Raw genomic sequence first — 21,700 nt, 5'->3', positions numbered from 1 at the left:
GTGTTAGCCGGCGGCGCTGGGCGGCGGTGCGCATTTCCAAGAGGCTGCTCGTTGCTCAGGCGGTGGTGCCGGTTCTTCCACGCCTGGCATCAGGGCAAGCACGACGCCGTGCCTCCCCGCATTACTCGAAGCGCTGTTCGGGCGTGCGTACGTACACGCGCAGCAGTTCCTCGTTGTCGCCCGGGCGTGCGCCCGTCCAGAACAGCTTCCATTCGTTGCCGGGCGCCGGATCGACGGCCCGCACACCCTGGACGATCATCCAGGTGCAGCGCGTCGTCTTCGCGTCGGCGATCGGCGTGTGCTGGATGCCCGAGAAGTAGTACAGCATCGGCGCTTCCGATTCACCGAGCCCGTGCAGGCTCGCCATGCAGTCGCCGTCATTCCATTCGAGCGCGAGGTGCGCGTTCAGGTCGTCGAACACCGAGCGGTAGCTCTTCGCGACGTCGAGCCACGGCAGCAGCAGCGTGTAAATGAGCCCCCATGCGACGAGTGCGCCGGCGCCCCACGACAGCGCACCGCGCCAGACGCCCGTCGCGCGAAGCTTCGGCAGCAGCGTCAGCCAGCCGACCGTCAGCGCAAGTGCAGCGATCACGAGCGTGGGTTCGATCGGCATCGTCCAGTCGAGCGGCAGCCAGCGGCCAAGCAGCGCGAGATCCTTGCGCGACGAGGCCGGATCGGCCATCACCGCCCAGATTGCCCATGCGAGCGCGGCGGCGGTGCCGAACAGGATGCGGCTCAGATAGTCCCACGCGAGATGCAGTTGGCGCGGCAGGCGTTCGATCGCCTGCGCAGCGACCAGCGCAAGCGGGGCGAAGAATGGCAGGATGTAGAGCTGGCGCGACGTTGCGGACACTTGCAGCACGACGAGCCCGATACCCGCAAACATCACGGGCAGCGCGATGCGCGGCGTGCGCCAGTCGCGCCACGCACCGCGCGCGAGCGCGACGATCGCGAGCGGCGCCACCGGGAAACCGACGAGCAGGAACGCGCGCAGGATGAAGAACGGCTTGTCGTTTTCCGCGCCCAGTTCAGGGACGGAGAACCCGAAGAAGCGGCCGACGTTGTTATCCCAGAACCACGTCATGAACAGCGTCTCGGAGCGCAGGAACAGCGCGGTCGGCCAGATGAGCGCGAACGGCGCGAACACCAGTGCGGCGATGCCGAGCGAGCGCGCGAACGAGCGGGTGCGGCAGGCCGGATAGAGCGCCAGCGCGCCGAGGAGCGTGGCGGCAAACACGAGCGGCACGAACAGCCCCTTCGTCATCAGTGCGATGCCGACGCCCGCGCCGAAGATCGGCGCGGGCCAGCGGCCCGGCGGCCGGACCGGCAGCCCGTGCCGCATCTGCTGCGCGCGGGCGACGTGCTGCATCACGAGTTCGAGCAACCCGCAGAAGCCGATTGCCGTGCCGGCGAACAGCGCGACGTCGGTCATCATGTCGTGCACGTGCTTGATGACGACGAGCGTGCCCGCGCTCAGCACGACGGGACCGATCACGCGCAGATCGAACCAGGAGTCTGCGCGGCTGGCGACGCGCGCCGCGCGCGCGATGAAGCCGAACGCAAGTGCGGCGAACAACGCGCTCGCGAGCCGTGCCGCGTCGTGCAGCGGCATCACGCGCTGCAGCAGCCAGGCGAGGCTGGTCGCGACCCACGCGTAAAGCGGCGGCTTTTCCATGAACGGCAGGCCGGCATTGGTCGGCACCACGAAGTCGCCGGTCTCGAGCATGTGCTGGATGATGCCGAACGTGTAGGTTTCGTCCTGCTTCCACGGATCGTGGCCGAGCACGCCTGGCAGCGTATAGGCGCAGATCAGCGCGGCAACGAACAGCCACGTGCGCCAGCCGAGCAGGAGCGAGCGTTCGCGCGTGGTGCCGGCAGCGGCGGTCGAGGCGGCGACGGGCGTGCCGGCGGCGTCGAGCATCGCAGTGAAGCCGGCGTCGGCGGTCGAGCGGGTGTGCTGGGCCGGGGCGGGCACGGACGTGCGTCGCCGGCTGGGCGCTGCGGTTCCAGGCATGGAAGGAATCTCGGGTCGAGTCGAGCCGGTCCGGCGACATGGGCAGGACCGATTAGGGTCATATCAATGGGTGGCGGACAGGTGTTTATGACATCTGTCTGAATGTCCGCCAGTAAACCACGGAATTGTTACGGAGGTTTACCGTTCGTGTCACGGAATTGTGGAGATTTGTGGTGTCGTGACGACGGATTGTTTCGGGCGGCGATTTTGAAGCGCCGCCGGGCGGAATTACCGGCCGCCGCCGACGTCGAGCAGGGCGCCCGTCGTGTAGGACGCCGCGTCGCCCAGCAGCCAGACGATCGCTTCGGCGATCTCCTGCGCTTCGCCCGCGCGGCCGAGCGGCGTCGTTGCGCCGAGGCGGGCCGCACGGCCCGGCTGGCCGCCGCTCGCGTGAATTTCGGTCTCGATCAGGCCGGGGCGTACCGCGTTGACGCGCACGCCGTGCGGGCCGAGCTCCTTCGCCAGGCCGATCGTCAGCGAGTCGACCGCGCCTTTCGACCCCGCATAGTCGACGTACTCGTTCGGCGAGCCGAGCCGGGAGGCGATCGACGATACGTTGACGATCGCGCCGCCGCGGCCGCCGCGGTCCGTGGACAGCCGGCGCGCGGCTTCGCGCGCACACAGGTACGTGCCGAGCACGTTGGTGTCGAACATCCGCCGCAGCCGGTCGGCCGGCATGTCGGCGAGCGGCATCGACGGCGCGACGATGCCCGCGTTGTTGACGAGCGCGTCGACGCGGCCGAACGCGGCCGTCACGGTGTCGAACATCGCGATGACATCGGCTTCGTTCGCGACGTCGCCCGCGACGACGCACGCACGGCCGCCCGCGTCGCGGACGGCCTGCGCGGTGAGTTCGGCCGCCGCGGCGTCGCGCGCGTAGTTGATGCCGACGTCCCAGCCGCGTTCGGCCGCGAGCACGGCGGTCGCGCGGCCGATGCCACGGCTCGCGCCGGTGATGAGGACGGCCTTGCGGTCGGACGATGCGGTCATCGCGTGCGGGTTCCGGTGACGATTATTTGGCTGCGTCGGGCGCCCACTTGTCGCGGGCGGGCGGCTGGTAGCGGCGCAGTCGCTCGATCAGTTCGACGGGCTCCGATTCGACGCACAGTGCGTCGAAATAGGCCGCACGCATGAAACCCTCGTCGACCGTATGGCGCAGCAGCGCGATCAGCGGATCGTAGAACGAATCGATGTTGTAGAGCGCGACGGGCTTGCGGTGATAGCCGAGCTGCGCCCACGTGTAGACCTCGAAGAGCTCCTCGAGCGTACCCGCGCCGCCGGGCATCGCGACGAACGCGTCGGACAGGTCGGCCATCATTTTCTTGCGGTGGTGCATGTCGGGCACGACGTGCAGTTCCGACAACCCCGTATGACCGACTTCCTTGTCGACGAGCAGTTCGGGGATCACGCCGACCGCACGGCCGCCGGCCGCCATCACTTCGTCGGCGATCACGCCCATCAGGCCGACCCGGCCGCCGCCGTAGACGAGCGTGAGGCCCGCATCCACGAGCGCGCGGCCGAATGCGCGCGCGGCGTCGGCATAGACGGCCCGCACGCCGGACGACGAGCCGCAGTAAACACATACTGCCTTCATTGCTTGGAATCCTTGGCGGGGGCTTGCCCAACGACGACCGGGCTGCCGGCGGGGCGCGGCGAGCCGTCGCGCGGCGGCAGGTAGTCGGTGAACTGGCGCTTCGGCAGCTTGCCGGAGACCAGGTCGTCGAACAACTGGCGCGAACGGCCGCGCAGGTAAGGTGCCATCACGGAGATCACGTGCATGCTGACCTGGTGCAGTTCCTCGCGGATCGCGTCCTGGTCGTTGTATTTGCGCGGATGCATCACGTACTGATACGACAGCCAGTACGTCGAAATGACGGCCATGTTGGTGGCGATGACCTCGATCTCGGCGGGCGTCGCGACCATCTCGGTGTCGGACACGAGCAGTTCGCACATGTCGCGCGCGAAGCGCACCTTGTGGCTGATGATCTGCTTGAAGTGCGTCTCGAGCGTGCGGTTGCGGGCAAGCAGGTCGTTGAGGTCGCGATACAGGAACCGGTAGGTCCACATGAAATCGGCCATGTACTGCAGGTATGACCAGGTTTCGTCGATCGTCGGACGATGATCTTCGGGAAAGCGCAGCCGCCGTTCGATCTGCTGCTCGAACTGCGCGAAGATGCTGTTGATGATGTCGTCCTTGTTGCGGAAATGGTAGTACAGGTTGCCTGGACTGATTTCCATTTCCTCGGCGATCGTCGTGGTCGTGACGTTCGGCTCGCCGATCTCGTTGAAGAGTTTCAACGACAACTCGAGAATCCGTTCGCGGGTGCGGCGGGGAGGTTTCGCTTCCATGTCGTCCGGCCCTGTGTGTGCCGGACTGGCGGGCGCTGCAATCGATGCTGCGTGATTCGTCCGGCGCGGGTTGCTGTTCTATGTCTAGCGGACGATTATAAACCGGGGTTTCGCCACGTCGGGGCATTTCGTGAGCGCAGCCCCGCGCGGCGCATGTTGCAGCGCCGCACGCTGGCGGTACATCACGTACCCGCCGGCCAGTCGTCTAGAAGCCGAGCCAGTGTGCGACGACCGGTCCGAGCACGAAGCCCCACGTCGTCACGCACGCGAACAGCGCGACCGTCACGGCTGCGCTGCCGAGGTCCTTCGCGCGCTTCGAGAGTTCGTGGCGTTCGAGCGAGATGCGGTCGATCGCGGCCTCGACGCTCGAGTTCAGCAGCTCGACGATCAGCACGAGCAGCACCGACGCGATCAGCAGTGCACGCGATGCGGCCGGCACCGGCGCGAACGCGCCGATCGGGAGCATCAGCGCGGCGAGCGTGAGTTCCTGGCGAAACGCGCTCTCCTCGCGAATCGCGACGCGAAAGCCGTTCAGCGAATGCTTGAGGGCGTACCAGGCGCGCGTGATGCCGCGATGGCGCTTGTACGGGTTCGGCGGCAGCGGCGCGAGCCGATCGTCGGGGCCGAGCGGCTCGTGTGCGTGCACGTCCGCGTCGGCGTGCGGCTCTTCCTCGTCGAACGGGCGGTGCCGTTGCAGCGTTGCGTTGGGGGGCGGGGTCTTGTCGTTCAGGTCTCGTTTCAAACGGCGGCACCTTCTGCTGGCGAGTACGCGGTCTTCGGCAGCGGCTTCAGATGCGACGCGAACTGCTCGGATGCCGCGCGCCACGAGAAGCGTTCGGCCCACTCGCGCGCAGTGGTGCGTTCGATCTTCAGCGCTTCGAGGCAGGCTTCCTGCAGGTCTTCGTGCATTGCGCCGGCGTCGCCATCGCCGAGCACGTCGATCGGGCCCGTCACGGGATACGCGGCAACCGGCGTGCCGCAGGCAAGCGCCTCGAGCAGCACGAGGCCGAACGTGTCGGTGCGACTCGGGAATACGAACACGTCGGCCGCAGCATACACCTTTGCGAGCTCGGCCTGTGACAGCACGCCGAGATAGTTTGCTTCCGGATAGCGCGACTTCAGTTCCGCAAGCGCGGGGCCTTCGCCCGCGACCCACTTCGAGCCAGGCAGGTCGAGGCGCAGGAAGGCCTCGACGTTCTTCTCGATCGCGACGCGGCCCACGTACAGGAAGATCGGCCGCGCGGTATTGAGTACCTTCGATTCCATCGGGTGGAAGATGTCGAGATCGACGCCGCGCGTCCACAGCACGACGTTCGTGAAGCCGAATTTCTCGAGATCCTGCTTGACGACGGGCGTCGGCGCCATCACCGCGAGCGACGGGCCGTGGAACCAATGCAGGAAGCGGTAGGTGGCGGCGAGCGGGATGCCGAAGCGCGCCTGCACGTATTCCGGAAAACGCGTGTGGTACGCAGTCGTGTACGGCAGCTTGCGCGAACGCGCGTAGCGTCGTGCGGCGAGGCCGAGCGGGCCTTCGGTCGCGATGTGCAGTGCGTCGGGTGCGAACGCATCGATCCGTGCGCGCAGCTTGCGGTACGGCAGGATCGACAGGCGGATCTCCGGGTAGGTCGGGCAGGGCACCGTGCGGAATTCCAGCGGCGTCAGCAGTTCGACGCGGTGGCCGAGCGCAGTGAGTTCGCGCGACGTGCTCTTCAGCGTGCGCACGACGCCGTTGACCTGCGGTTCCCACGCGTCGGTGACGATCATGATCTTCATCGCGGCTTTGTCCTGTAAGTAGGGGGTGTCAGGCAGTGGCCTTGGCCTTGCGCGACGTGGTCTCTGTCGGTGCGGTGCGCATCACCGTCCAGTAGACGATCTTCAGTTCGCCTTCCATCGTTTCGACGAGCGCGGACAGGCTTTCGACCCAGTCGCCGTCGTTGCAGTACAGCACGCCGTCGATGTCGCGGATCTCCGCCTTGTGGATGTGGCCGCACACGACGCCGTCGCAGCCGCGGCGGCGCGCCTCGTCGGTCATCACGGTCTCGAACTGCGAGATGAAGTTGACGGCGTTCTTGACCTGGTGCTTCAGGTACTGCGACAGCGACCAGTACTGGAAGCCGAGCCGGCTGCGGATCCGGTTGAACCAGCGGTTCAGCACGAGGATCAGCGTGTAGAGCGTGTCGCCGAGGTACGCGAGCCATTTCGCGTGCTGGATCACGCCGTCGAACAGGTCGCCGTGCACGATCCACAAACGTTTGCCCGCGAGCGTCGTGTGGAATGCCTCGCCGCGCACCTGGATGTCGCCGAACGCGAGGTCGCAGAACTGCCGCGCGCCTTCGTCGTGGTTGCCGGGGATGTAGACGACCTGCGTCCCCTTGCGTGCCTTGCGCAGGATCTTCTGCACGACGTCGTTGTGTGCCTGCGGCCAGTACCAGCCCTTCTTCAGCTGCCAGCCGTCGATGATGTCGCCGACGAGGTACAGGTACTCCGAATCGTTGTGGCGCAGGAAGTCGAGCAGGTACGGCGCCTGGCAGCCGCTTGAGCCGAGGTGGATGTCGGACAGCCAGATGGTGCGGTAGCGGTGGGCAGACGAATCGGGATCGTCATGCTGCGTGGCGTGCCCGGCAGGCGGGTCTTGCGACACCCGCCCGTCGGTTGCGGCAGAACCGGACAGGAAAGCCGTGGCGGCGCGGGCGCCGATGGGGTGACGGAACAGGGAGGTCGCGGACGTTTTCTGGCCCATGCATGACTCGTGCCGGTTGACATTACCGGCATTCCGCCATGCGGGCGTGACTGTGCCGTGACAGTCACGAGACGTTCTTATTACGACTGCCGCACGGTGTTTAGCGATGAATGACCGGGCGTTGTGCAATCTGCCGTACGGAACGGCCGACCGTTGTCCGGCAAGGCTGTCGGGCCGGGCGGGCGTCGCCTCGGCGAGGTGTTTTCGTCTGGCGAATGCGGCGTGTCAACGTGGCATCGCAACGACACGTGTGCGGGCGATCCGGTCGTGCGGAAATTGGCGGCCGGCATGCAGCCGCGCGGCGCCGGCCCACACGACGATCCAGGCGGCGGTGAGCGCGAGCGTGACGGGTACCGACAGGCCGAGGAGCGGATGCAGCGCGAGCGGAGGTAGAAACCACAGCCAGCCGAGCGCATAGCGGATGAGCGCGTGACCCGCGCTCAGCGGCTGGCCGCTCGACGATTCGAGCCGCAGCCGCCAGGTCTTCATCGGCAGCGTCTGGCCGCCGTGGGTCCAGAACCAGACGAAGTACGCGCCGACCACGAGCGCGATCCAGGCGGCGAGCAGGTTGTGATGGACGAGGCCGTTGCGTTGTTGCGTGGCGAGGCTGAACGCGAGTCCGGCGAAGAACACCACGCCGAACAGCAGCACACCTTCGTAGAGTAGCGCGGCGAGGCGCCGCCGTACGGACGGCGCGGCGGCCGGGCTTTCAGGTGTGCGGGCCTTCGCCACGGCCGCTCAGGAGCCCTTGAACAGCGAGGGTGCGTCGGCGGGCGACACCGGCGCCACGGCAGCCGGTGCGGATGCGGTGCCGGCCGTCGACGACGCGGGCACCGCCGGCGCGACGGCGGCCGAGGCGGGCGCCGGTGCGGTGGCCGGGCCGCTTGCCGGGTGTTCGTGCGAATTGACGAGGCGGCGCACATCCCGGTCGGCAACGGTCGGCGGCGCGCTGACGACGCTCGGCCGGCGGCGGCGCTCGGCGGCCGCGAGACGTTCCTTCTGCTCTTCGGGGAGTTGCTGGTACGCCTTCCACGCACGTTCGCGCGCCTGCGCGGAAAGCTCCTTCGCACTCTGGTAATTCTCGCGCGCGACGCGGCGCTGCTCGGGCGTCATCCGCGCCCATTCGGTCATCCGGTCCTGCAGGCGTTTTTGGTCATCAGGCGTCAACTTCGAGAAACGCGATGCGATCTTCAGCCATTTTCGCTTGCGGGCGTCGCTGAAGCCGTCCCACTGGTCGGCGAACGGCGCGAGTGCCGCGTGCTGTGCCGGCGTGAGGCGCGCCCACGACAGCGGGCCGGTCGCGGCCGGCAGCGGCAGGGGTAGCGGGGGGAGTTCGGTAGTCAGCCCGGTCGCGGCCGATGCGGGCGCGGCAGGGCTGTTGGCCGCGGCGGTGGTCGTCGCGGGGGCCGGGTGGAATCGTGGGTAAGTGGCGACGTAGGAAACGGCGATCGCGATTACGCATCCGAAAAATACGGCCAGGCCGCGTTTCTGACTCACCCGTGCGATCCCCTCGTTATTGTCTGTTAGTGAGCGCGCGACAGATACGCGTTGAACCCGTGATCGAGATACGCGTTGAGCGGCAGGTCGTCGCTGAGCATCGCCGCGTCGATGTCGGCGAGTTCGGCGGTGCGCTGCATGTCTTCCCAGTAGGCGATGCCGACGAGCCCTGCGAGCAGCAGCGCCAGCGGCCACGCGCGCAGCAGGCGGCGCGCGAACGACGCCTGCGGGCGGCTCGCGGGTGCCGTGCCGTACGCACCGGCCGCGCCGGCGAAGGCCGGCACGAACACCGGCACGGTCGCGGCCTCGGGCTTCTTGCGCGCGAGCGCAGCCCGGCGGGCGACGGCCAGACGGTCGGTGGTCGCGGCAGGCAGGTCGGCCGCGCGCTCGTCCAGCGCGCGGCGCACCTTCAACGCGAATTCGTATTCTCGATTTGCGGGAGCGGAGCTCATAGCGTGATTCCTTTGGCCTTGAGCGCGTGCGCCAGCGTGTGGGTGGCCCGTGAGCAGTGCGTCTTCACGCTGCCCTCGGAGCACCCCATTGCGGCGGCAGTCTCGGCGACATCCATATCTTCCCAATAACGCATCAGGAACGCTTCCCGTTGACGCGCCGGAAGCTTCTGGATTTCTTCGTCGATCAGGGCCAGAACCTGCTCTCGTTCGAGACGGTGCTCGCTGCTCTCGACGCCCACGTTGTCGTCCGCGGATTCGAGTGTTTCGAGCGGGTCGAAGTCGTCATCGTCGGCGTTGCTCAGCGACGAGAAGAGCGTGACCCACGTGTTGCGGACTTTCTGCCGGCGGAACCAGTCGTGGATCGCGTTTTGCAGGATCCGCTGAAAAAGCAGCGGCAACTCGGCCGCCGGCCGGTCGCCGTACTTCTCCGCAAGCTTGATCATTGCGTCCTGCACGATGTCGAGCGACGCATCGTCGTCACGCACGGCGTACGCAGCCTGCTTGAACGCGCGCCTTTCGACGCCCGCCAGAAAGTCGGCGAGTTCCTTGTCTGATGCCATTCCGTGAAGGTATGCGCTGCGGGCCGCTGCGTGGTGTAAAAAAGGACGAAAAATTTCGTAAAACCCGCGGATGCTATCAAATTTTCGCGCCGCTTGGCACCGGGTTGGGCGCCGCACGTTGCGCGCGAGCCGCGGCGGCGGGGTGCCGGGCGGCGCCCATGACGCGCTGCGGGATATTTTGCTTGACGACCCATTCGCGACCCGCTATCGTCAATGATTCGCAACATGAAGTGATAGTCACATTTGAGGCTGGCCCAAGAAGCCTGCCCTTCAAACTGGACGCGCCGCTTGAACCCGAGCCACAAGCCCGGCAGAGAGCACCCGATCAATTTTTTGCCGAAAATTCGAAAGGTCAACATGAACATGCCCAGCGCGGAATTCTCCACGTCGGAACCCCATTGCCCTCCCGATAGCGACTCCATCGGCGGTACCGTGCTCATGAAGGCACTGGCCGATGAAAACGTCGAATTCATCTGGGGCTACCCCGGCGGCTCGGTACTCTACATCTACGACGAGCTTTACAAGCAGGACAAGATTCAGCACGTGCTGGTGCGCCACGAACAGGCGGCCGTGCACGCAGCCGATGCGTATGCGCGTTCCACCGGCAAGGTCGGCGTCTGTCTCGTGACGTCGGGCCCCGGTGTCACCAACGCGGTGACCGGCATCGCCACGGCGTACATGGATTCGATCCCGATGGTCGTGATCAGCGGCCAGGTGCCCACGGCCGCGATCGGCCAGGATGCATTCCAGGAGTGCGACACCGTCGGCATCACGCGTCCGTGCGTGAAGCACAACTTCCTCGTGAAGGATGTGCGCGACCTCGCGGAAACCGTCAAGAAGGCGTTCTATATCGCCCGCACCGGCCGTCCGGGCCCGGTGCTGATCGACATCCCGAAGGACATCTCGAAGACGCCGTGCGAGTACGAGCCCGTCAAGAGCGTGTCGCTGCGTTCGTACAACCCGGTCTCGAAGGGCCATTCGGGCCAGATCCGCAAGGCCGTGTCGCTGCTGCTGACGGCGAAGCGTCCGTACATCTACACGGGTGGCGGCATCATCCTCGCTGACGCGTCGCGCGAACTGAACCAGTTCGCGGACCTGCTCGGCTATCCGGTCACGAACACGCTGATGGGCCTTGGCGGCTATCGTGCGTCGGACAAGAAATTCCTCGGCATGCTCGGCATGCACGGCACTTACGAAGCGAACATGGCGATGCAGCACTGCGACGTGCTGATCGCGATCGGTGCCCGCTTCGACGACCGCGTGATCGGCGATCCGGCGCACTTCGCGTCGCGTCCGCGCAAGATCATCCACATCGATATCGACCCGTCGTCGATCTCGAAGCGTGTGAAGGTCGACATCCCGATCGTCGGCGACGTGAAGGAAGTGCTGAAGGAGCTGATCGAGCAGTTGCAGACGGCCGAGCATGGCCCCGACACCGAGGCGCTCGCGCAATGGTGGAAGGACATCGAGGGCTGGCGCTCGAAGGACTGCCTGAAATACGACCGCGAAAGCGAGATCATCAAGCCGCAGTACGTGGTCGAGAAGGCGTGGGAGCTGACGGACGGCAATGCGTTCGTGTGCTCGGACGTCGGCCAGCACCAGATGTGGGCGGCGCAGTTCTATCGTTTCAACAAGCCGCGTCGCTGGATCAACTCCGGCGGCCTCGGCACGATGGGCTTCGGCCTGCCGGCAGCGATGGGCGTCAAGATGGCGCACCCGGACGACGACGTGCTGTGCATCACGGGCGAAGGCTCGATCCAGATGTGCATCCAGGAACTGTCGACCTGCCTGCAGTACGACACGCCCGTGAAGATCATTTCGCTGAACAACCGCTATCTCGGCATGGTTCGCCAGTGGCAGCAGATCGAATACAGCAAGCGCTATTCGCATTCGTACATGGATGCGCTGCCTGATTTCGTGAAGCTTGCCGAAGCGTACGGCCATGTCGGCATGCGGATCGAAAAGACCTCGGATGTGGAGCCGGCGCTGAAGGAAGCGCTGCGCCTGAAGGACCGCACCGTGTTTCTCGACTTCCAGACCGATCCGACCGAAAACGTCTGGCCGATGGTACAGGCCGGCAAGGGCATCACCGAGATGCTGCTCGGATCGGAAGATCTGTAACGGCGCGACGCGCGCCTGAGCCCGATGCGGCCGCCTTCACGAAGGGCGGTGCGGCACGCGGCAGCGCGCGGCGCGAGTGAATCGACACGGACACATTCTGGAAGAAGCGAACATGAGACACATCATTTCCGTCCTGCTGGAGAACGAACCGGGCGCGCTGTCGCGCGTGGTCGGTCTGTTTTCCGCACGCGGCTACAACATTGAAACCTTGACGGTGGCGCCGACCGAAGACCAATCGCTGTCGCGGCTCACCATCGTTTCCATTGGCTCCGACGACGTGATCGAACAGATCACGAAGCATCTGAACCGCCTGATCGAGGTGGTGAAAGTGGTGGACCTGACCGACGGTGCACACATCGAACGCGAGCTGATGCTGATCAAGGTACGTGCAGTGGGCAAGGAGCGCGAAGAAATGAAGCGGATGGCGGACATTTTCCGCGGCCGCATCATCGACGTGACCGAAAAGACCTACACGATCGAATTGACGGGCGCGAGCGACAAGCTCGACGCATTCATCCAGGGGCTGGACGCGGGCGCGATCCTGGAGACCGTGCGCACCGGCAGCTCCGGCATCGGACGCGGCGAGCGCATCCTGAAGGTGTGATGCCAGACGGGCACGCCGGGTGCGCCGTCAAGTCCCGGCCCGCAGTACTCCATCCGAACAAATTGTTGAATTTTTGAATTAGCGAAGGAACCATCATGAACGTTTTCTACGACAAAGACGCCGACCTCTCCCTCATCAAGGGCAAGCAAGTCACGATCATCGGCTACGGCTCGCAAGGCCATGCGCACGCGCTGAACCTGAAGGACAGCGGCGTCAACGTGACGGTCGGCCTGCGCAAGGGCGGCGCGTCGTGGAGCAAGGCCGAGAACGCCGGCCTGTCGGTCAAGGAAGTCGCGGAAGCGGTGAAGGGCGCCGACGTCGTGATGATGCTGCTGCCTGACGAGCAGATCGCCGACGTGTACGCGAAGGAAGTGCACGCGAACATCAAGCAGGGCGCGGCACTGGCATTTGCGCACGGCTTCAACGTCCACTACGGCGCGGTGATCCCGCGCGCCGACCTCGACGTGATCATGATCGCGCCGAAGGCGCCGGGCCACACGGTTCGCGGCACGTACTCGCAAGGTGGCGGCGTGCCGCACCTGATCGCGGTTGCGCAGAACAAGTCGGGCGCGGCACGCGACATCGCGCTGTCGTACGCGGCAGCGAACGGCGGCGGCCGTGCCGGCATCATCGAAACCAACTTCCGTGAAGAAACCGAGACCGACCTGTTCGGCGAGCAGGCTGTGCTGTGCGGCGGTACCGTCGAACTGATCAAGGCGGGTTTCGAGACGCTGGTCGAAGCAGGTTACGCGCCGGAAATGGCGTACTTCGAGTGCCTGCACGAACTGAAGCTGATCGTCGACCTGATCTACGAAGGCGGCATCGCGAACATGAACTACTCGATCTCGAACAACGCCGAGTACGGCGAGTACGTGACGGGCCCGCGCATCGTCACGGAAGAGACGAAGAAGGCGATGAAGCAGTGCCTGACCGATATCCAGACGGGCGAGTACGCGAAGAGCTTCATTCTCGAGAACAAGGCAGGCGCGCCGACGCTGCAGTCGCGCCGTCGCCTGACGGCCGAGCACCAGATCGAGCAAGTGGGTGCGAAGCTGCGTGCGATGATGCCGTGGATCGCGAAGAACAAGCTCGTCGACCAGTCGAAGAACTAAGCACCGCGTGCTGTTCCGGCCCCTCGAATAGAGGGCCGGTACCAAAAAGCCGCCCGAAGGCAGCAGTGCCCCGGGCGGCTTTTGCTATCCTACGGGCTTTGCAATTCACCGAACACAGAACGAATCCATGAACTATCCTCATCCGATCATCGCGCGCGAAGGCTGGCCGTTCATCGCGATTGCAGCCGTCATCGCGTTGTTGATCCATGCCGTCGGGGGCTTCGGCTTCGCGTGGCCGTTCTGGCTGCTGCTCGTCTTCGTCGTCCAGTTCTTCCGCGATCCGCAGCGTCCGATCCCGGCGCAGCCGAACGCGGTGCTGTGCCCGGCGGACGGCCGCATCGTCGCGGTCGAGACCGCACAAGACCCGTACGCGAACCGCGAAGCGTTGAAGATCAGCGTGTTCATGAATGTCTTCAACGTCCATTCGCAACGTTCGCCGGTCGATGGCGCGATCTCCAAGGTCGAGTACTTCCCGGGCGCGTTCCTGAACGCGGCGATCGACAAGGCGTCGACCGAGAACGAGCGCAACGCGGTCGTGATCCAGACGGCGAGCGGCAAGACCGTCACCGCCGTGCAGATCGCCGGCCTCGTCGCACGCCGGATCCTCTGCTACGTGCGCGCCGGCGAGCCGCTGTCGCGCGGCCAGCGCTACGGCTTCATCCGCTTCGGTTCGCGCGTCGACGTGTACCTGCCGATCGGCAGCCGCGCGAAGGTGTCGATCGGCGAGAAGGTCTACGCGTCGTCGACGATCCTCGCCGAGCTCGAACAGTAAGCGGCGGGGCGCACGATGGCCGCATTCAAACCGCGTCGGCCGCGCAACGGCGCCGGCCAGACGCCACGCCCGTTCCGCCGCAACAAGGGGATGGCCGCCGATCCGGTACCCATCGAGAGCCGCCGCGCCGCGCGCCAGCGGTTCCTGAAGACGCGCGGCATCTACCTGCTGCCGAACGCGTTCACGACCGCCGCGCTGTTCTGCGGCTTCTTCGCGGTCGTGCAGGCGATGAACGTGCGTTTCGAGATCGCCGCGATCGCGATTTTCGTCGCGATGGTGCTCGACGGGATGGACGGGCGCGTCGCGCGCATGACGCATACGCAGAGTGCGTTCGGCGAGCAGTTCGACAGCCTGTCGGACATGGTGTCGTTCGGCGTCGCGCCCGCGCTCGTGATGTACGAGTGGGTGCTGAAGGATCTCGGCCGCTGGGGCTGGCTCGCCGCGTTCGTCTATTGCTCGGGCGCCGCGCTGCGGCTCGCGCGCTTCAATACGAACATCGGCGTCGTCGACAAGCGTTTCTTCCAGGGGCTGCCGAGTCCGGCCGCCGCCGCGCTGATCGCGGGCTTCGTGTGGCTCGCTACCGATAACCGCGTGCCGATGAAGCTCGGCTGGCTGCCGTGGGTCGCGTTCGTGCTGACGATCTACGCGGGCGTGACGATGGTGTCGAACGCGCCGTTCTACAGTGGCAAGGCGCTCGACGTGCGGCACCGCGTGCCGTTCGCGGCGATCCTGCTCGTCGTCGTCGCGTTCGTGCTGGTGTCGTCCGATCCGCCGCTGATGCTGTTCTGCCTGTTCGTGCTGTACGGGCTGTCGGGCTACGTGTTCTGGGCCTACATGGCCATTCGCGGGCGTGCGAATCCGGCGCGCTCGTCGCAGCGCGATCACTGACGCGCGTTTTTTGCCCGGAAACGGCGGCCTGGGGCCGCCGTTTTCTTTTGCCCCTTTTTCGAACCGGGCCGCTGGAAGTCCCGGGGTGCCGTCCGATTGCGCACCTAACGGAATGCCGCTATAGTCGTCGGCATGACTGCATTTTCCCGCCTCTCCCTCCTTCTAGCCGGTGCGCCGCTACGCGCGCTAGCTTTGGCGCGCCTGCCGCGCTGACCGTTCTCGCCCCCCGTCAAGCCTCGTCTGTTGTTGAGCGTCGCCAGCGGTGGCGCGATCTCGTTACGTTTGACTTCCGTATAAAGAGCCCTGGAGCCCCCCATGACAGACAAGCTGATCATTTTCGATACGACGTTGCGTGACGGCGAACAATCGCCCGGTGCGTCGATGACGAAGGAAGAGAAAATCCGCATCGCGAAGCACCTCGAGCGGATGAAGGTCGACGTGATCGAGGCCGGTTTCGCGGCCAGCTCGAACGGCGATTTCGACGCGATCCACACGATCGCCGGTCTCGTGAAGGACAGCACGATCTGCTCGCTGGCGCGTGCCAACGACAAGGACATCCAGCGTGCGGCCGACGCGCTGAAGCCGGCCGAGAGCTTCCGGATCCACACGTTCATCGCGACGTCGCCGCTGCACATGGAGAAGAAGCTGCGGATGACGCCCGACCAGGTGTTCGAGCAGGCGCGCCTCGCGGTGCGTTTCGCGCGCAAGTTCACCGACAACGTCGAGTTTTCGCCGGAAGACGGCAGTCGCTCCGACCTGGACTTCCTGTGCCGCGTGCTGGAAGCCGTGATTGCCGAAGGTGCGACGACGATCAACATCGCCGACACGGTCGGCTACGGCGTACCGGAGCTGTACGGCAACCTCGTGAAGACGCTGCGCGAACGCATTCCGAATTCGGACAAGGCGATCTTCTCGGTGCACTGCCACAACGACCTCGGGATGGCCGTCGCGAACTCGCTCGCCGGCGTGAAGATCGGCGGCGCGCGTCAGATCGAGTGCACGATCAACGGTCTCGGCGAGCGCGCGGGCAATACGTCGCTCGAGGAAATCGTGATGGCCGTGAAGACGCGCAAGGACTACTTCGGCCTCGACGTCGGCATCGACACGACGCAGATCGTGCCGACGTCGAAGCTCGTGTCGCAGATCACCGGTTTCGTCGTGCAGCCGAACAAGGCGGTGGTCGGCGCGAACGCGTTCGCACACGCATCGGGCATCCACCAGGACGGCGTGCTGAAGGCGCGTGACACCTACGAGATCATGCGCGCGGAAGACGTGGGCTGGACCGCGAACAAGATCGTGCTCGGCAAGCTGTCGGGCCGCAACGCGTTCAAGCAGCGCCTGCAGGAGCTCGGCGTGTCGCTCGACAGCGAGAGCGAACTGAATGCCGCGTTCATGCGCTTCAAGGATCTGGCCGACCGCAAGGCCGAGATCTTCGACGAAGACATCATCGCGATCGTGTCCGAGGAATCGGCGCTCGCGCACGAGCAGGAGCACTTCAAATTCGTGTCGCTGTCGCAGCACTCGGAAACGGGCGAGCAGCCGCACGCGAAGGTCGTGTTCGGGGTCGAAGGCAAGGAAGTGACGGGCGAGTCACGCGGTAACGGTCCGGTCGACGCGACGTTCAATGCGATCGAGAGCGAAGTCGGCAGCGGCTCCGAGCTGCTGCTGTACTCGGTGAACGCGATCACGACCGGCACGCAGGCGCAGGGCGAAGTGACGGTTCGTCTGTCGAAGAGCGGGCGGATCGTCAACGGCGTCGGCACCGATCCGGACATCGTCGCCGCATCCGCGAAGGCGTACATCTCCGCACTGAACAAGCTGCATTCGAAGGACGACAAGGTCAATCCGCAGCGCTCATAATCGCAGCGCGCTGCGCATCACCGAAACGCCCCGTGCGGCCCTGCGCCGCCGGGGCGTTTTTCATTCGTCGCTCATTCTGCGGCCGGCGCGCGGAACAGCCAGCGGCGCGAGGCCGTGCGCGGCGCCGGGCTGCGCCGCCGGAACTCGACCGCGATGCCGCGTCGCGGCGCATCGGCGACGAACGCGTCGAGCAGTTCGAGCACGTCGTGGTCGATGTAGTCGGCGCGCGTCGCGTCGATGATCACCGCGGCCCGGTCGGGAATGTGCCGCAGGTGGTGCTTGACCTGGACCTTGCCGAGAAACGACACGTCCTTGCGGAACGACAGCAGGAAGTGGTCGTCGTGCTGCGCGAGCGTGACGGGGCTCTTCAGGTTCGCGACGGCGACTGCCAGCACGCTGCAGGCAAGGCCGAGCGCGATGCCGAACAGCAGGTCGACCGCGAGCACGCCGGCGATCGTCGCGGCGAACGGCACGAACGCGGCCGGCCCCTGTTTCATCACCGAACGGAACAGCGCCGGTTTCGCGAGTTTGAAGCCGGTGTGGATCAGGATCGCGGCCAGGCTCGCGAGCGGGATCAGGTTGATCAGGCCGGTGAGCGCGAACACGCTCGCGAGCAGCAGCATCCCGTGCACGATTGCCGACATCCGGCTTTGCGCGCCCGCATTGACGTTCACCGAGCTGCGCACGATCACCGACGTGATCGGCAGCCCGCCGACCACACCCGCGACGAGATTGCCGACGCCCTGGGCCTTGAGTTCGCGGTCGGGCTGGGTCGGCCGGCGCTTCGGGTCGATCTGCTCGACTGCTTCGAGGCTCAGCAGCGTCTCTAGGCTTGCGACGACCGCAAGCGTGATCGCGACGCGCCACACGTCCGGATTGACGAGCTGCGCGAAGTTCGGGCCGAGCTCCGCATGCTTGAGCGACGCCGCGAATGCCGCGAACGATCCGAGTTCGGGCAGCGTCACGCGATGGGCGGCGCCCGGCGCAACCGACGGTGCGACGACGCTCAGCGCGAGCGTGGCGCCGATACCCAGCACGACCACGGCGAGCGGGGCCGGCACCGAGCGCACCAGTACGAAGCGGCGCAGCGCGGGCGTGTCCCATGCGACCAGCAGTGCGAGCGACGCGAGCGCGATGGCCGTCGCGGCCCACGCGACCGGCAGGCCTGGCCAATTCGCAAACGATTGCGCGGCGGAGCCGCCGATACCGAGTGCGAACGGAATCTGCTTCACGATCAGCAGGAGCCCGATCGCGGCGAGCATGCCTTTGATGACGGGCGACGGCACATAGGCGGCGAAACGACCGGCGCGCAGCATGCCGAACCCGAACTGCAGTACGCCGGACAGCAGGACCGCGAGCAGGAACGCGGAAAAGCTGCCGAGTTGCGCGATTCCTTCGACGACGATCACGACGAGGCCGGCGGCCGGCCCGCTGACGGACAGCGACGAGCCGCTCAGCAGCGCGACGACGATGCCGCCGACGATGCCGGACACGAGCCCGGCGAATGGCTCGACGCCGGAAGCATTGGCGATGCCGAGACATAGCGGCAGCGCGACGAGGAAAACGACGACGCCGGCGACGATGTCGCGCGGCAGGGTGGACAGGCGCTCGTTCAGTTTCATGGTTGGGGCGATTTCATTGGCTTGGGGGCGGGGTAGGTCAACCGAGCGCGCTGGCCGTCGCGGCCTGCACGGATTCGACGTCGACGGCCGGCGTGGTGTAGCCGGAATCGAGTTCCTGCAGGCGGCCATCGGCAAGCGAAAAGATCCAGCCGTGCACGAGCGGCGGCCGTTCGCGGCCGTGCACGATTGGGGACGCGCGCAGCAGCCGCACCTGTTCGAGCACGTTGAGTTCGGCGAGGCGGTCTGCGGCGGCCGTGTCGTCGAGCCCGTCCAGCGCGTCGCGATGGCGCCGCGCGAGCGCGCACAGCGGCGCGATGCGGCGTGCGACGTGCGGCAGGTCGGCTGGCGGCGGCAGCAGCGACGCGCGTACGCCGCCGCATCCGTAGTGCCCGCACACGATCACGTGGTCGACCTGCAACACGCGCACCGCATACTCGAGCACGCTGGCGGAATTGTCGTCGTCGGGATGGAACAGGTTCGCGACGTTGCGATGGACGAACAGCTCGCCGGGCGCGCAGTGCGTGATGGTTTCGGCCGGCACGCGGCTGTCGGCGCAGCCGATCCACAGCACGCGCGGGTTCTGGCCGCGCGCCAGCGCGTCGAAGAAGCCGGGCGTGTATTCACGCGTTTCGCGGGCCCAGGCGATGTTGGCAACCAGCATGCTCTTGGGGCGATTCATGAGGACTCCTTTGTGATAAAGGCAAATGGATATCGGCGGAAATGACGCAATGATATTCTTTCTAAATTGAAAGGTTTGGTTTTGACTGATATTAGGGGTATGCCCTAGTGCTTCGGGTGGGTTGAAACAAATTGTTTCAAATTGATTTGGCGTAGTGCACTGCGTGCACCAATTCGCCGCATGACATGCCCCGCGCTTGCCTGTTTTCGCGTAAAGGCCCGCATGACGGGGATGTCAGCGATGGTGCCATCGGAATGTCATCGATCGGAAAAGATTTCCGCCGAATTTTCCGAATTAATAGAGAAGCGGAAAAAAGGAAGTGGCCATTCACGCAATGATTCGTGAATGGCCATGGTGAAAATTGCGCGTAAATGCGTAATCGGTCAGAACAGGTTGCGGCGGTCGGGGTCGTGCAGCGGGTCGGGCGTTTTCTGCGTGATACGCAGGATGCCCTGCGGATCGAAGTAGAAGCTGTACATCATGTACCAGACGTTGTCCTCGAGATACCGGTAGGTCCATACCTCGCGCTTCATCAGCGGAAAGTAGGATGTCTCGACGGGGCGTCCGAAGTTGACGAGGACGTCGGTCTTCGTCCATTTGCCGATCTCTGCGCGATAGAACTCGTTCGGCTGCAGGACCTGGCGCACGTTGACGATCTTGTGGGCCGCGTCGACGTCGGCCGCGATGGTGATTTCTCCCATCGGCTGGGTCGGCCACATCAGGCGCTTGCCGCCGCCGGGCAGGTCGTAGATCTCGCGCGGCGGGCCCATGCGTGCGACGATCGCCGACTCGTCCTGGCCGGCCTGGTATTGCTGCCACGGTTGCGCGCAACCGGCCAGCAGCGCGGCGGCGCTGGCGAGCAGCACCGGCAGGCGCGCGGAAATGCGAATGCGCATGGGATTCTCCAGAACACGGAAACAAGTCCCGTTTTATCACGGACGGCGCGCGACCGCGCATCGCGCGGAAAAATTCGGTGCGGATCGCCGGGGCGCCGCGCTTGCGGGCGGCGGGGGTGACGGCCTATGATCCGCGCTTCTCGGGCAGATTGAAGGGCAGGTGGCCGATGCAGGGGTGGAAGCGGTGTGCGCTCGCGTTGAGCGCGGGGTGGATGCTGGCGTCGTCCGCGTTTGCCGGCGGCGAGCCGGTGCGGATCGCGCTGATCGAAGGGATGTCGGGCCCGTTCGCGAATGCGGGCGCGGCGGTCGAGCGCAACCTGCGCTTCGGCGTCGAGCAGGTCAACGCGGCGGGCGGCGTGAAGCTGCGCGACGGCGCGCATCCGCTCGAACTTGTCGTGCTCGACAGCAAGGGCAGCCCCGAGGAAGCACTCGTGCAGCTGCGCGCGGCCGCGGACCGCCATATCGGGTTCGTCACGCAGGGCAACAGCTCGGCCGTCGCCGCCGCGCTGGTCGCGGCGCTCGACAAGCTGAACGCGCGCGATCCGGATAGCCGGACGCTGTTCCTCAACTATTCGGCCGACGATCCGTCGCTGACCGGGGCGCGCTGCAGTTTCTGGCATTTCCGCTTCGATGCGCACGCGGGCATGCGGATGGCCGCGCTCGCGGACGTGATGGCGCGCGACCGGGCGCTCCGCAAGGTCTACCTGCTGAATCAGGACTACAGTTTCGGCCACGACGTCAGCGCGCTCGCACGGCAGGCGCTGGCCGCGCGGCGCCCGGACGTGGCGATCGCCGGCAATGAATTCCACCCGATCGGACGAATCAAGGATTTCTCGCCGTACATCGCGAAGATCCGCGCGAGCGGCGCCGACGCCGTCGTGACCGGGAACTGGGGCAACGACCTCACGCTGCTCGTGAAGGCGGCGCGCGAGCAGGGGCTGAATGCGAAGTTCTATACCTTCTACGGCAACAGCCTGGGCGCGCCGGCCGCACTCGGCGATGCCGGTGTCGGGCGGGTCGTGGCCGTGGCGGACTGGCACCCGAACGCGGGCGGCGCGAAATCCGATGCGTTCTACCGCGCGTTCCGGAACCGCTTTCTGGCCGCCCAGGACGACTATCCGGTGCGACGAATGAGCCTGATGATCGAGATGCTGGCCGCCGCGATGAACCGCGCGGGTTCGGCCGACCCCGTCGCGGTCGCGCGTGCACTGGAGGGCCTGTCGTTCGACGACGGCTTCCACGCGTCGCGGATGCGTGCGCAGGATCATCAATTGATCCAGCCCCTTTACGTGATGGAGATGGACAAGGCGGGTACGCCGGGCGTGCGCTTCGACAACGAGGGTTCGGGCTACGGCTTCCGGACGGTGCTCGCGGTGCCGGCGCAGCGCACGGAGATGCCGTCCGCCTGCTCGATGACGCGCCCGTGACAGGGGGCGGTAAGAACGGCGCGGAGTTGTGCTACAATGCGCGCCGGTTGTAAGTCACGGCACGGCCATTCTTCCGTGTCCGCCTGTTCAGTTAGAAAGGAAATCAC

Annotated in this window: 21 protein-coding genes; 7 read left to right on the top strand and 14 right to left on the bottom strand. The window is 65.9% G+C overall.

Features of this window, described 5'->3' with window-relative positions:
* Positions 1 to 121 precede the first annotated feature (121 nt).
* The 11 genes from HWX39_RS31145 to HWX39_RS31095 all read right to left on the bottom strand — a co-directional run bounded on the left by HWX39_RS31145 (position 122) and on the right by HWX39_RS31095 (position 9,612).
* Positions 122 to 2,014, bottom strand: coding sequence for a glycosyl transferase (locus HWX39_RS31145; RefSeq protein ID WP_175971466.1), 1,893 nt, complete (start codon positions 2,012 to 2,014; stop codon positions 122 to 124).
* Between the two features lie 228 nt (positions 2,015 to 2,242).
* Positions 2,243 to 3,004: an SDR family oxidoreductase gene (locus tag HWX39_RS31140; RefSeq protein ID WP_175971465.1), complete on the bottom strand. Its 762-nt coding sequence runs from the start codon at positions 3,002 to 3,004 to the stop codon at positions 2,243 to 2,245.
* 22 nt (positions 3,005 to 3,026) lie between these two features.
* Positions 3,027 to 3,608 carry a TIGR00730 family Rossman fold protein gene (locus HWX39_RS31135; RefSeq protein WP_175971464.1) on the bottom strand — a complete coding sequence of 194 codons (582 nt, stop codon included), beginning with the start codon at positions 3,606 to 3,608 and terminating at the stop codon, positions 3,027 to 3,029.
* Entirely contained in the window at positions 3,605 to 4,363 is a 759-nt protein-coding gene (locus HWX39_RS31130) for a TetR/AcrR family transcriptional regulator (protein WP_175971463.1), read from the bottom strand. The genes HWX39_RS31135 and HWX39_RS31130 overlap by 4 nt, the downstream gene beginning before the upstream one ends.
* Before the next feature lie 205 nt (positions 4,364 to 4,568).
* A complete protein-coding gene (locus tag HWX39_RS31125) occupies positions 4,569 to 5,105 on the bottom strand; it encodes a diacylglycerol kinase (RefSeq protein WP_175971462.1) in 537 nt (178 codons plus the stop codon).
* Positions 5,102 to 6,136 carry a glycosyltransferase family 1 protein gene (locus HWX39_RS31120; RefSeq protein ID WP_175971461.1) on the bottom strand — a complete coding sequence of 345 codons (1,035 nt, stop codon included), beginning with the start codon at positions 6,134 to 6,136 and terminating at the stop codon, positions 5,102 to 5,104. The genes HWX39_RS31125 and HWX39_RS31120 overlap by 4 nt, the downstream gene beginning before the upstream one ends.
* 28 nt (positions 6,137 to 6,164) lie before the next feature.
* Positions 6,165 to 7,103: a UDP-2,3-diacylglucosamine diphosphatase gene (locus tag HWX39_RS31115; protein ID WP_175971460.1), complete on the bottom strand. Its 939-nt coding sequence runs from the start codon at positions 7,101 to 7,103 to the stop codon at positions 6,165 to 6,167.
* A gap of 225 nt (positions 7,104 to 7,328) precedes the next feature.
* Positions 7,329 to 7,835 (bottom strand): RDD family protein, encoded by a 507-nt coding sequence (locus HWX39_RS31110; protein WP_175971459.1) that lies wholly within the window; start codon positions 7,833 to 7,835, stop codon positions 7,329 to 7,331.
* Between the two features lie 6 nt (positions 7,836 to 7,841).
* Positions 7,842 to 8,600: a DUF3106 domain-containing protein gene (locus HWX39_RS31105; RefSeq protein ID WP_175971458.1), complete on the bottom strand. Its 759-nt coding sequence runs from the start codon at positions 8,598 to 8,600 to the stop codon at positions 7,842 to 7,844.
* 26 nt (positions 8,601 to 8,626) lie between these two features.
* Positions 8,627 to 9,052, bottom strand: coding sequence for a DUF3619 family protein (locus HWX39_RS31100; RefSeq protein WP_175971457.1), 426 nt, complete (start codon positions 9,050 to 9,052; stop codon positions 8,627 to 8,629).
* The gene (locus tag HWX39_RS31095; RefSeq protein ID WP_175971456.1) at positions 9,049 to 9,612 is read right to left on the bottom strand and encodes an RNA polymerase sigma factor; all 564 of its coding nucleotides are present in this window, start codon (positions 9,610 to 9,612) and stop codon (positions 9,049 to 9,051) included. The genes HWX39_RS31100 and HWX39_RS31095 overlap by 4 nt, the downstream gene beginning before the upstream one ends.
* Before the next feature lie 357 nt (positions 9,613 to 9,969).
* On the opposite strand from HWX39_RS31095, the gene HWX39_RS31090 reads away from it, so the two are divergent.
* The 6 genes from HWX39_RS31090 to HWX39_RS31065 all read left to right on the top strand — a co-directional run bounded on the left by HWX39_RS31090 (position 9,970) and on the right by HWX39_RS31065 (position 16,969).
* Complete coding sequence (locus HWX39_RS31090) at positions 9,970 to 11,733, top strand: acetolactate synthase 3 catalytic subunit (RefSeq protein WP_175971455.1); 1,764 nt, start codon at positions 9,970 to 9,972, stop codon at positions 11,731 to 11,733.
* Between the two features lie 112 nt (positions 11,734 to 11,845).
* A complete protein-coding gene (gene ilvN, locus HWX39_RS31085; RefSeq protein WP_011352712.1) occupies positions 11,846 to 12,337 on the top strand; it encodes an acetolactate synthase small subunit in 492 nt (163 codons plus the stop codon).
* A gap of 95 nt (positions 12,338 to 12,432) precedes the next feature.
* Positions 12,433 to 13,449: a ketol-acid reductoisomerase gene (gene ilvC, locus HWX39_RS31080; protein WP_174942625.1), complete on the top strand. Its 1,017-nt coding sequence runs from the start codon at positions 12,433 to 12,435 to the stop codon at positions 13,447 to 13,449.
* 127 nt (positions 13,450 to 13,576) lie between these two features.
* Entirely contained in the window at positions 13,577 to 14,221 is a 645-nt protein-coding gene (locus HWX39_RS31075) for a phosphatidylserine decarboxylase (protein WP_174942860.1), read from the top strand.
* A 15-nt stretch (positions 14,222 to 14,236) separates the two neighbouring features.
* The gene (gene pssA, locus HWX39_RS31070; RefSeq protein ID WP_060207743.1) at positions 14,237 to 15,109 is read left to right on the top strand and encodes a CDP-diacylglycerol--serine O-phosphatidyltransferase; all 873 of its coding nucleotides are present in this window, start codon (positions 14,237 to 14,239) and stop codon (positions 15,107 to 15,109) included.
* 315 nt (positions 15,110 to 15,424) lie between these two features.
* Positions 15,425 to 16,969, top strand: a complete 1,545-nt coding sequence (locus HWX39_RS31065) for a 2-isopropylmalate synthase (protein WP_175971454.1) — start codon at positions 15,425 to 15,427, stop codon at positions 16,967 to 16,969.
* A gap of 71 nt (positions 16,970 to 17,040) precedes the next feature.
* Here the strand turns inward: HWX39_RS31065 and HWX39_RS31060 are convergent, their stop codons facing one another.
* The 3 genes from HWX39_RS31060 to HWX39_RS31050 form a co-directional block, all read right to left on the bottom strand.
* Positions 17,041 to 18,591: a SulP family inorganic anion transporter gene (locus tag HWX39_RS31060; protein ID WP_175971453.1), complete on the bottom strand. Its 1,551-nt coding sequence runs from the start codon at positions 18,589 to 18,591 to the stop codon at positions 17,041 to 17,043.
* 37 nt (positions 18,592 to 18,628) lie between these two features.
* Positions 18,629 to 19,270 (bottom strand): carbonic anhydrase, encoded by a 642-nt coding sequence (locus tag HWX39_RS31055; RefSeq protein ID WP_175971452.1) that lies wholly within the window; start codon positions 19,268 to 19,270, stop codon positions 18,629 to 18,631.
* Positions 19,271 to 19,653: 383 nt separating this feature from the next.
* The gene (locus HWX39_RS31050; protein ID WP_174915878.1) at positions 19,654 to 20,166 is read right to left on the bottom strand and encodes a hypothetical protein; all 513 of its coding nucleotides are present in this window, start codon (positions 20,164 to 20,166) and stop codon (positions 19,654 to 19,656) included.
* 167 nt (positions 20,167 to 20,333) lie between these two features.
* On the opposite strand from HWX39_RS31050, the gene HWX39_RS31045 reads away from it, so the two are divergent.
* Positions 20,334 to 21,593 (top strand): branched-chain amino acid ABC transporter substrate-binding protein, encoded by a 1,260-nt coding sequence (locus HWX39_RS31045; protein WP_175971535.1) that lies wholly within the window; start codon positions 20,334 to 20,336, stop codon positions 21,591 to 21,593.
* Positions 21,594 to 21,700 lie beyond the last annotated feature (107 nt).

Source organism: Burkholderia sp. BCC0322 (assembly GCF_902833045.1).
In the GTDB taxonomy this organism is placed as follows: Bacteria; Pseudomonadota; Gammaproteobacteria; order Burkholderiales; family Burkholderiaceae; genus Burkholderia.
The sequence above is the reverse complement of the archived record's forward strand: the minus strand, read 5'-3'. Positions and strand labels throughout refer to the sequence as shown.

Coding starts and splice junctions, on each gene's coding strand:
- HWX39_RS31050 (WP_174915878.1), bottom strand. CDS start 20,166: ATGCGCATTCGCATTTCCGCGCGCCTGCCGGTGCTGCTCGCCAGCGCC.
- HWX39_RS31120 (WP_175971461.1), bottom strand. CDS start 6,136: ATGAAGATCATGATCGTCACCGACGCGTGGGAACCGCAGGTCAACGGC.
- HWX39_RS31055 (WP_175971452.1), bottom strand. CDS start 19,270: ATGAATCGCCCCAAGAGCATGCTGGTTGCCAACATCGCCTGGGCCCGC.
- HWX39_RS31060 (WP_175971453.1), bottom strand. CDS start 18,591: ATGAAACTGAACGAGCGCCTGTCCACCCTGCCGCGCGACATCGTCGCC.
- HWX39_RS31140 (WP_175971465.1), bottom strand. CDS start 3,004: ATGACCGCATCGTCCGACCGCAAGGCCGTCCTCATCACCGGCGCGAGC.
- HWX39_RS31145 (WP_175971466.1), bottom strand. CDS start 2,014: ATGCCTGGAACCGCAGCGCCCAGCCGGCGACGCACGTCCGTGCCCGCC.
- HWX39_RS31115 (WP_175971460.1), bottom strand. CDS start 7,103: ATGGGCCAGAAAACGTCCGCGACCTCCCTGTTCCGTCACCCCATCGGC.
- pssA (WP_060207743.1), top strand. CDS start 14,237: ATGGCCGCATTCAAACCGCGTCGGCCGCGCAACGGCGCCGGCCAGACG.
- HWX39_RS31135 (WP_175971464.1), bottom strand. CDS start 3,608: ATGAAGGCAGTATGTGTTTACTGCGGCTCGTCGTCCGGCGTGCGGGCC.
- HWX39_RS31130 (WP_175971463.1), bottom strand. CDS start 4,363: ATGGAAGCGAAACCTCCCCGCCGCACCCGCGAACGGATTCTCGAGTTG.
- HWX39_RS31075 (WP_174942860.1), top strand. CDS start 13,577: ATGAACTATCCTCATCCGATCATCGCGCGCGAAGGCTGGCCGTTCATC.
- HWX39_RS31090 (WP_175971455.1), top strand. CDS start 9,970: ATGAACATGCCCAGCGCGGAATTCTCCACGTCGGAACCCCATTGCCCT.
- ilvC (WP_174942625.1), top strand. CDS start 12,433: ATGAACGTTTTCTACGACAAAGACGCCGACCTCTCCCTCATCAAGGGC.
- HWX39_RS31100 (WP_175971457.1), bottom strand. CDS start 9,052: ATGAGCTCCGCTCCCGCAAATCGAGAATACGAATTCGCGTTGAAGGTG.
- HWX39_RS31045 (WP_175971535.1), top strand. CDS start 20,334: ATGCAGGGGTGGAAGCGGTGTGCGCTCGCGTTGAGCGCGGGGTGGATG.
- HWX39_RS31095 (WP_175971456.1), bottom strand. CDS start 9,612: ATGGCATCAGACAAGGAACTCGCCGACTTTCTGGCGGGCGTCGAAAGG.
- HWX39_RS31065 (WP_175971454.1), top strand. CDS start 15,425: ATGACAGACAAGCTGATCATTTTCGATACGACGTTGCGTGACGGCGAA.
- ilvN (WP_011352712.1), top strand. CDS start 11,846: ATGAGACACATCATTTCCGTCCTGCTGGAGAACGAACCGGGCGCGCTG.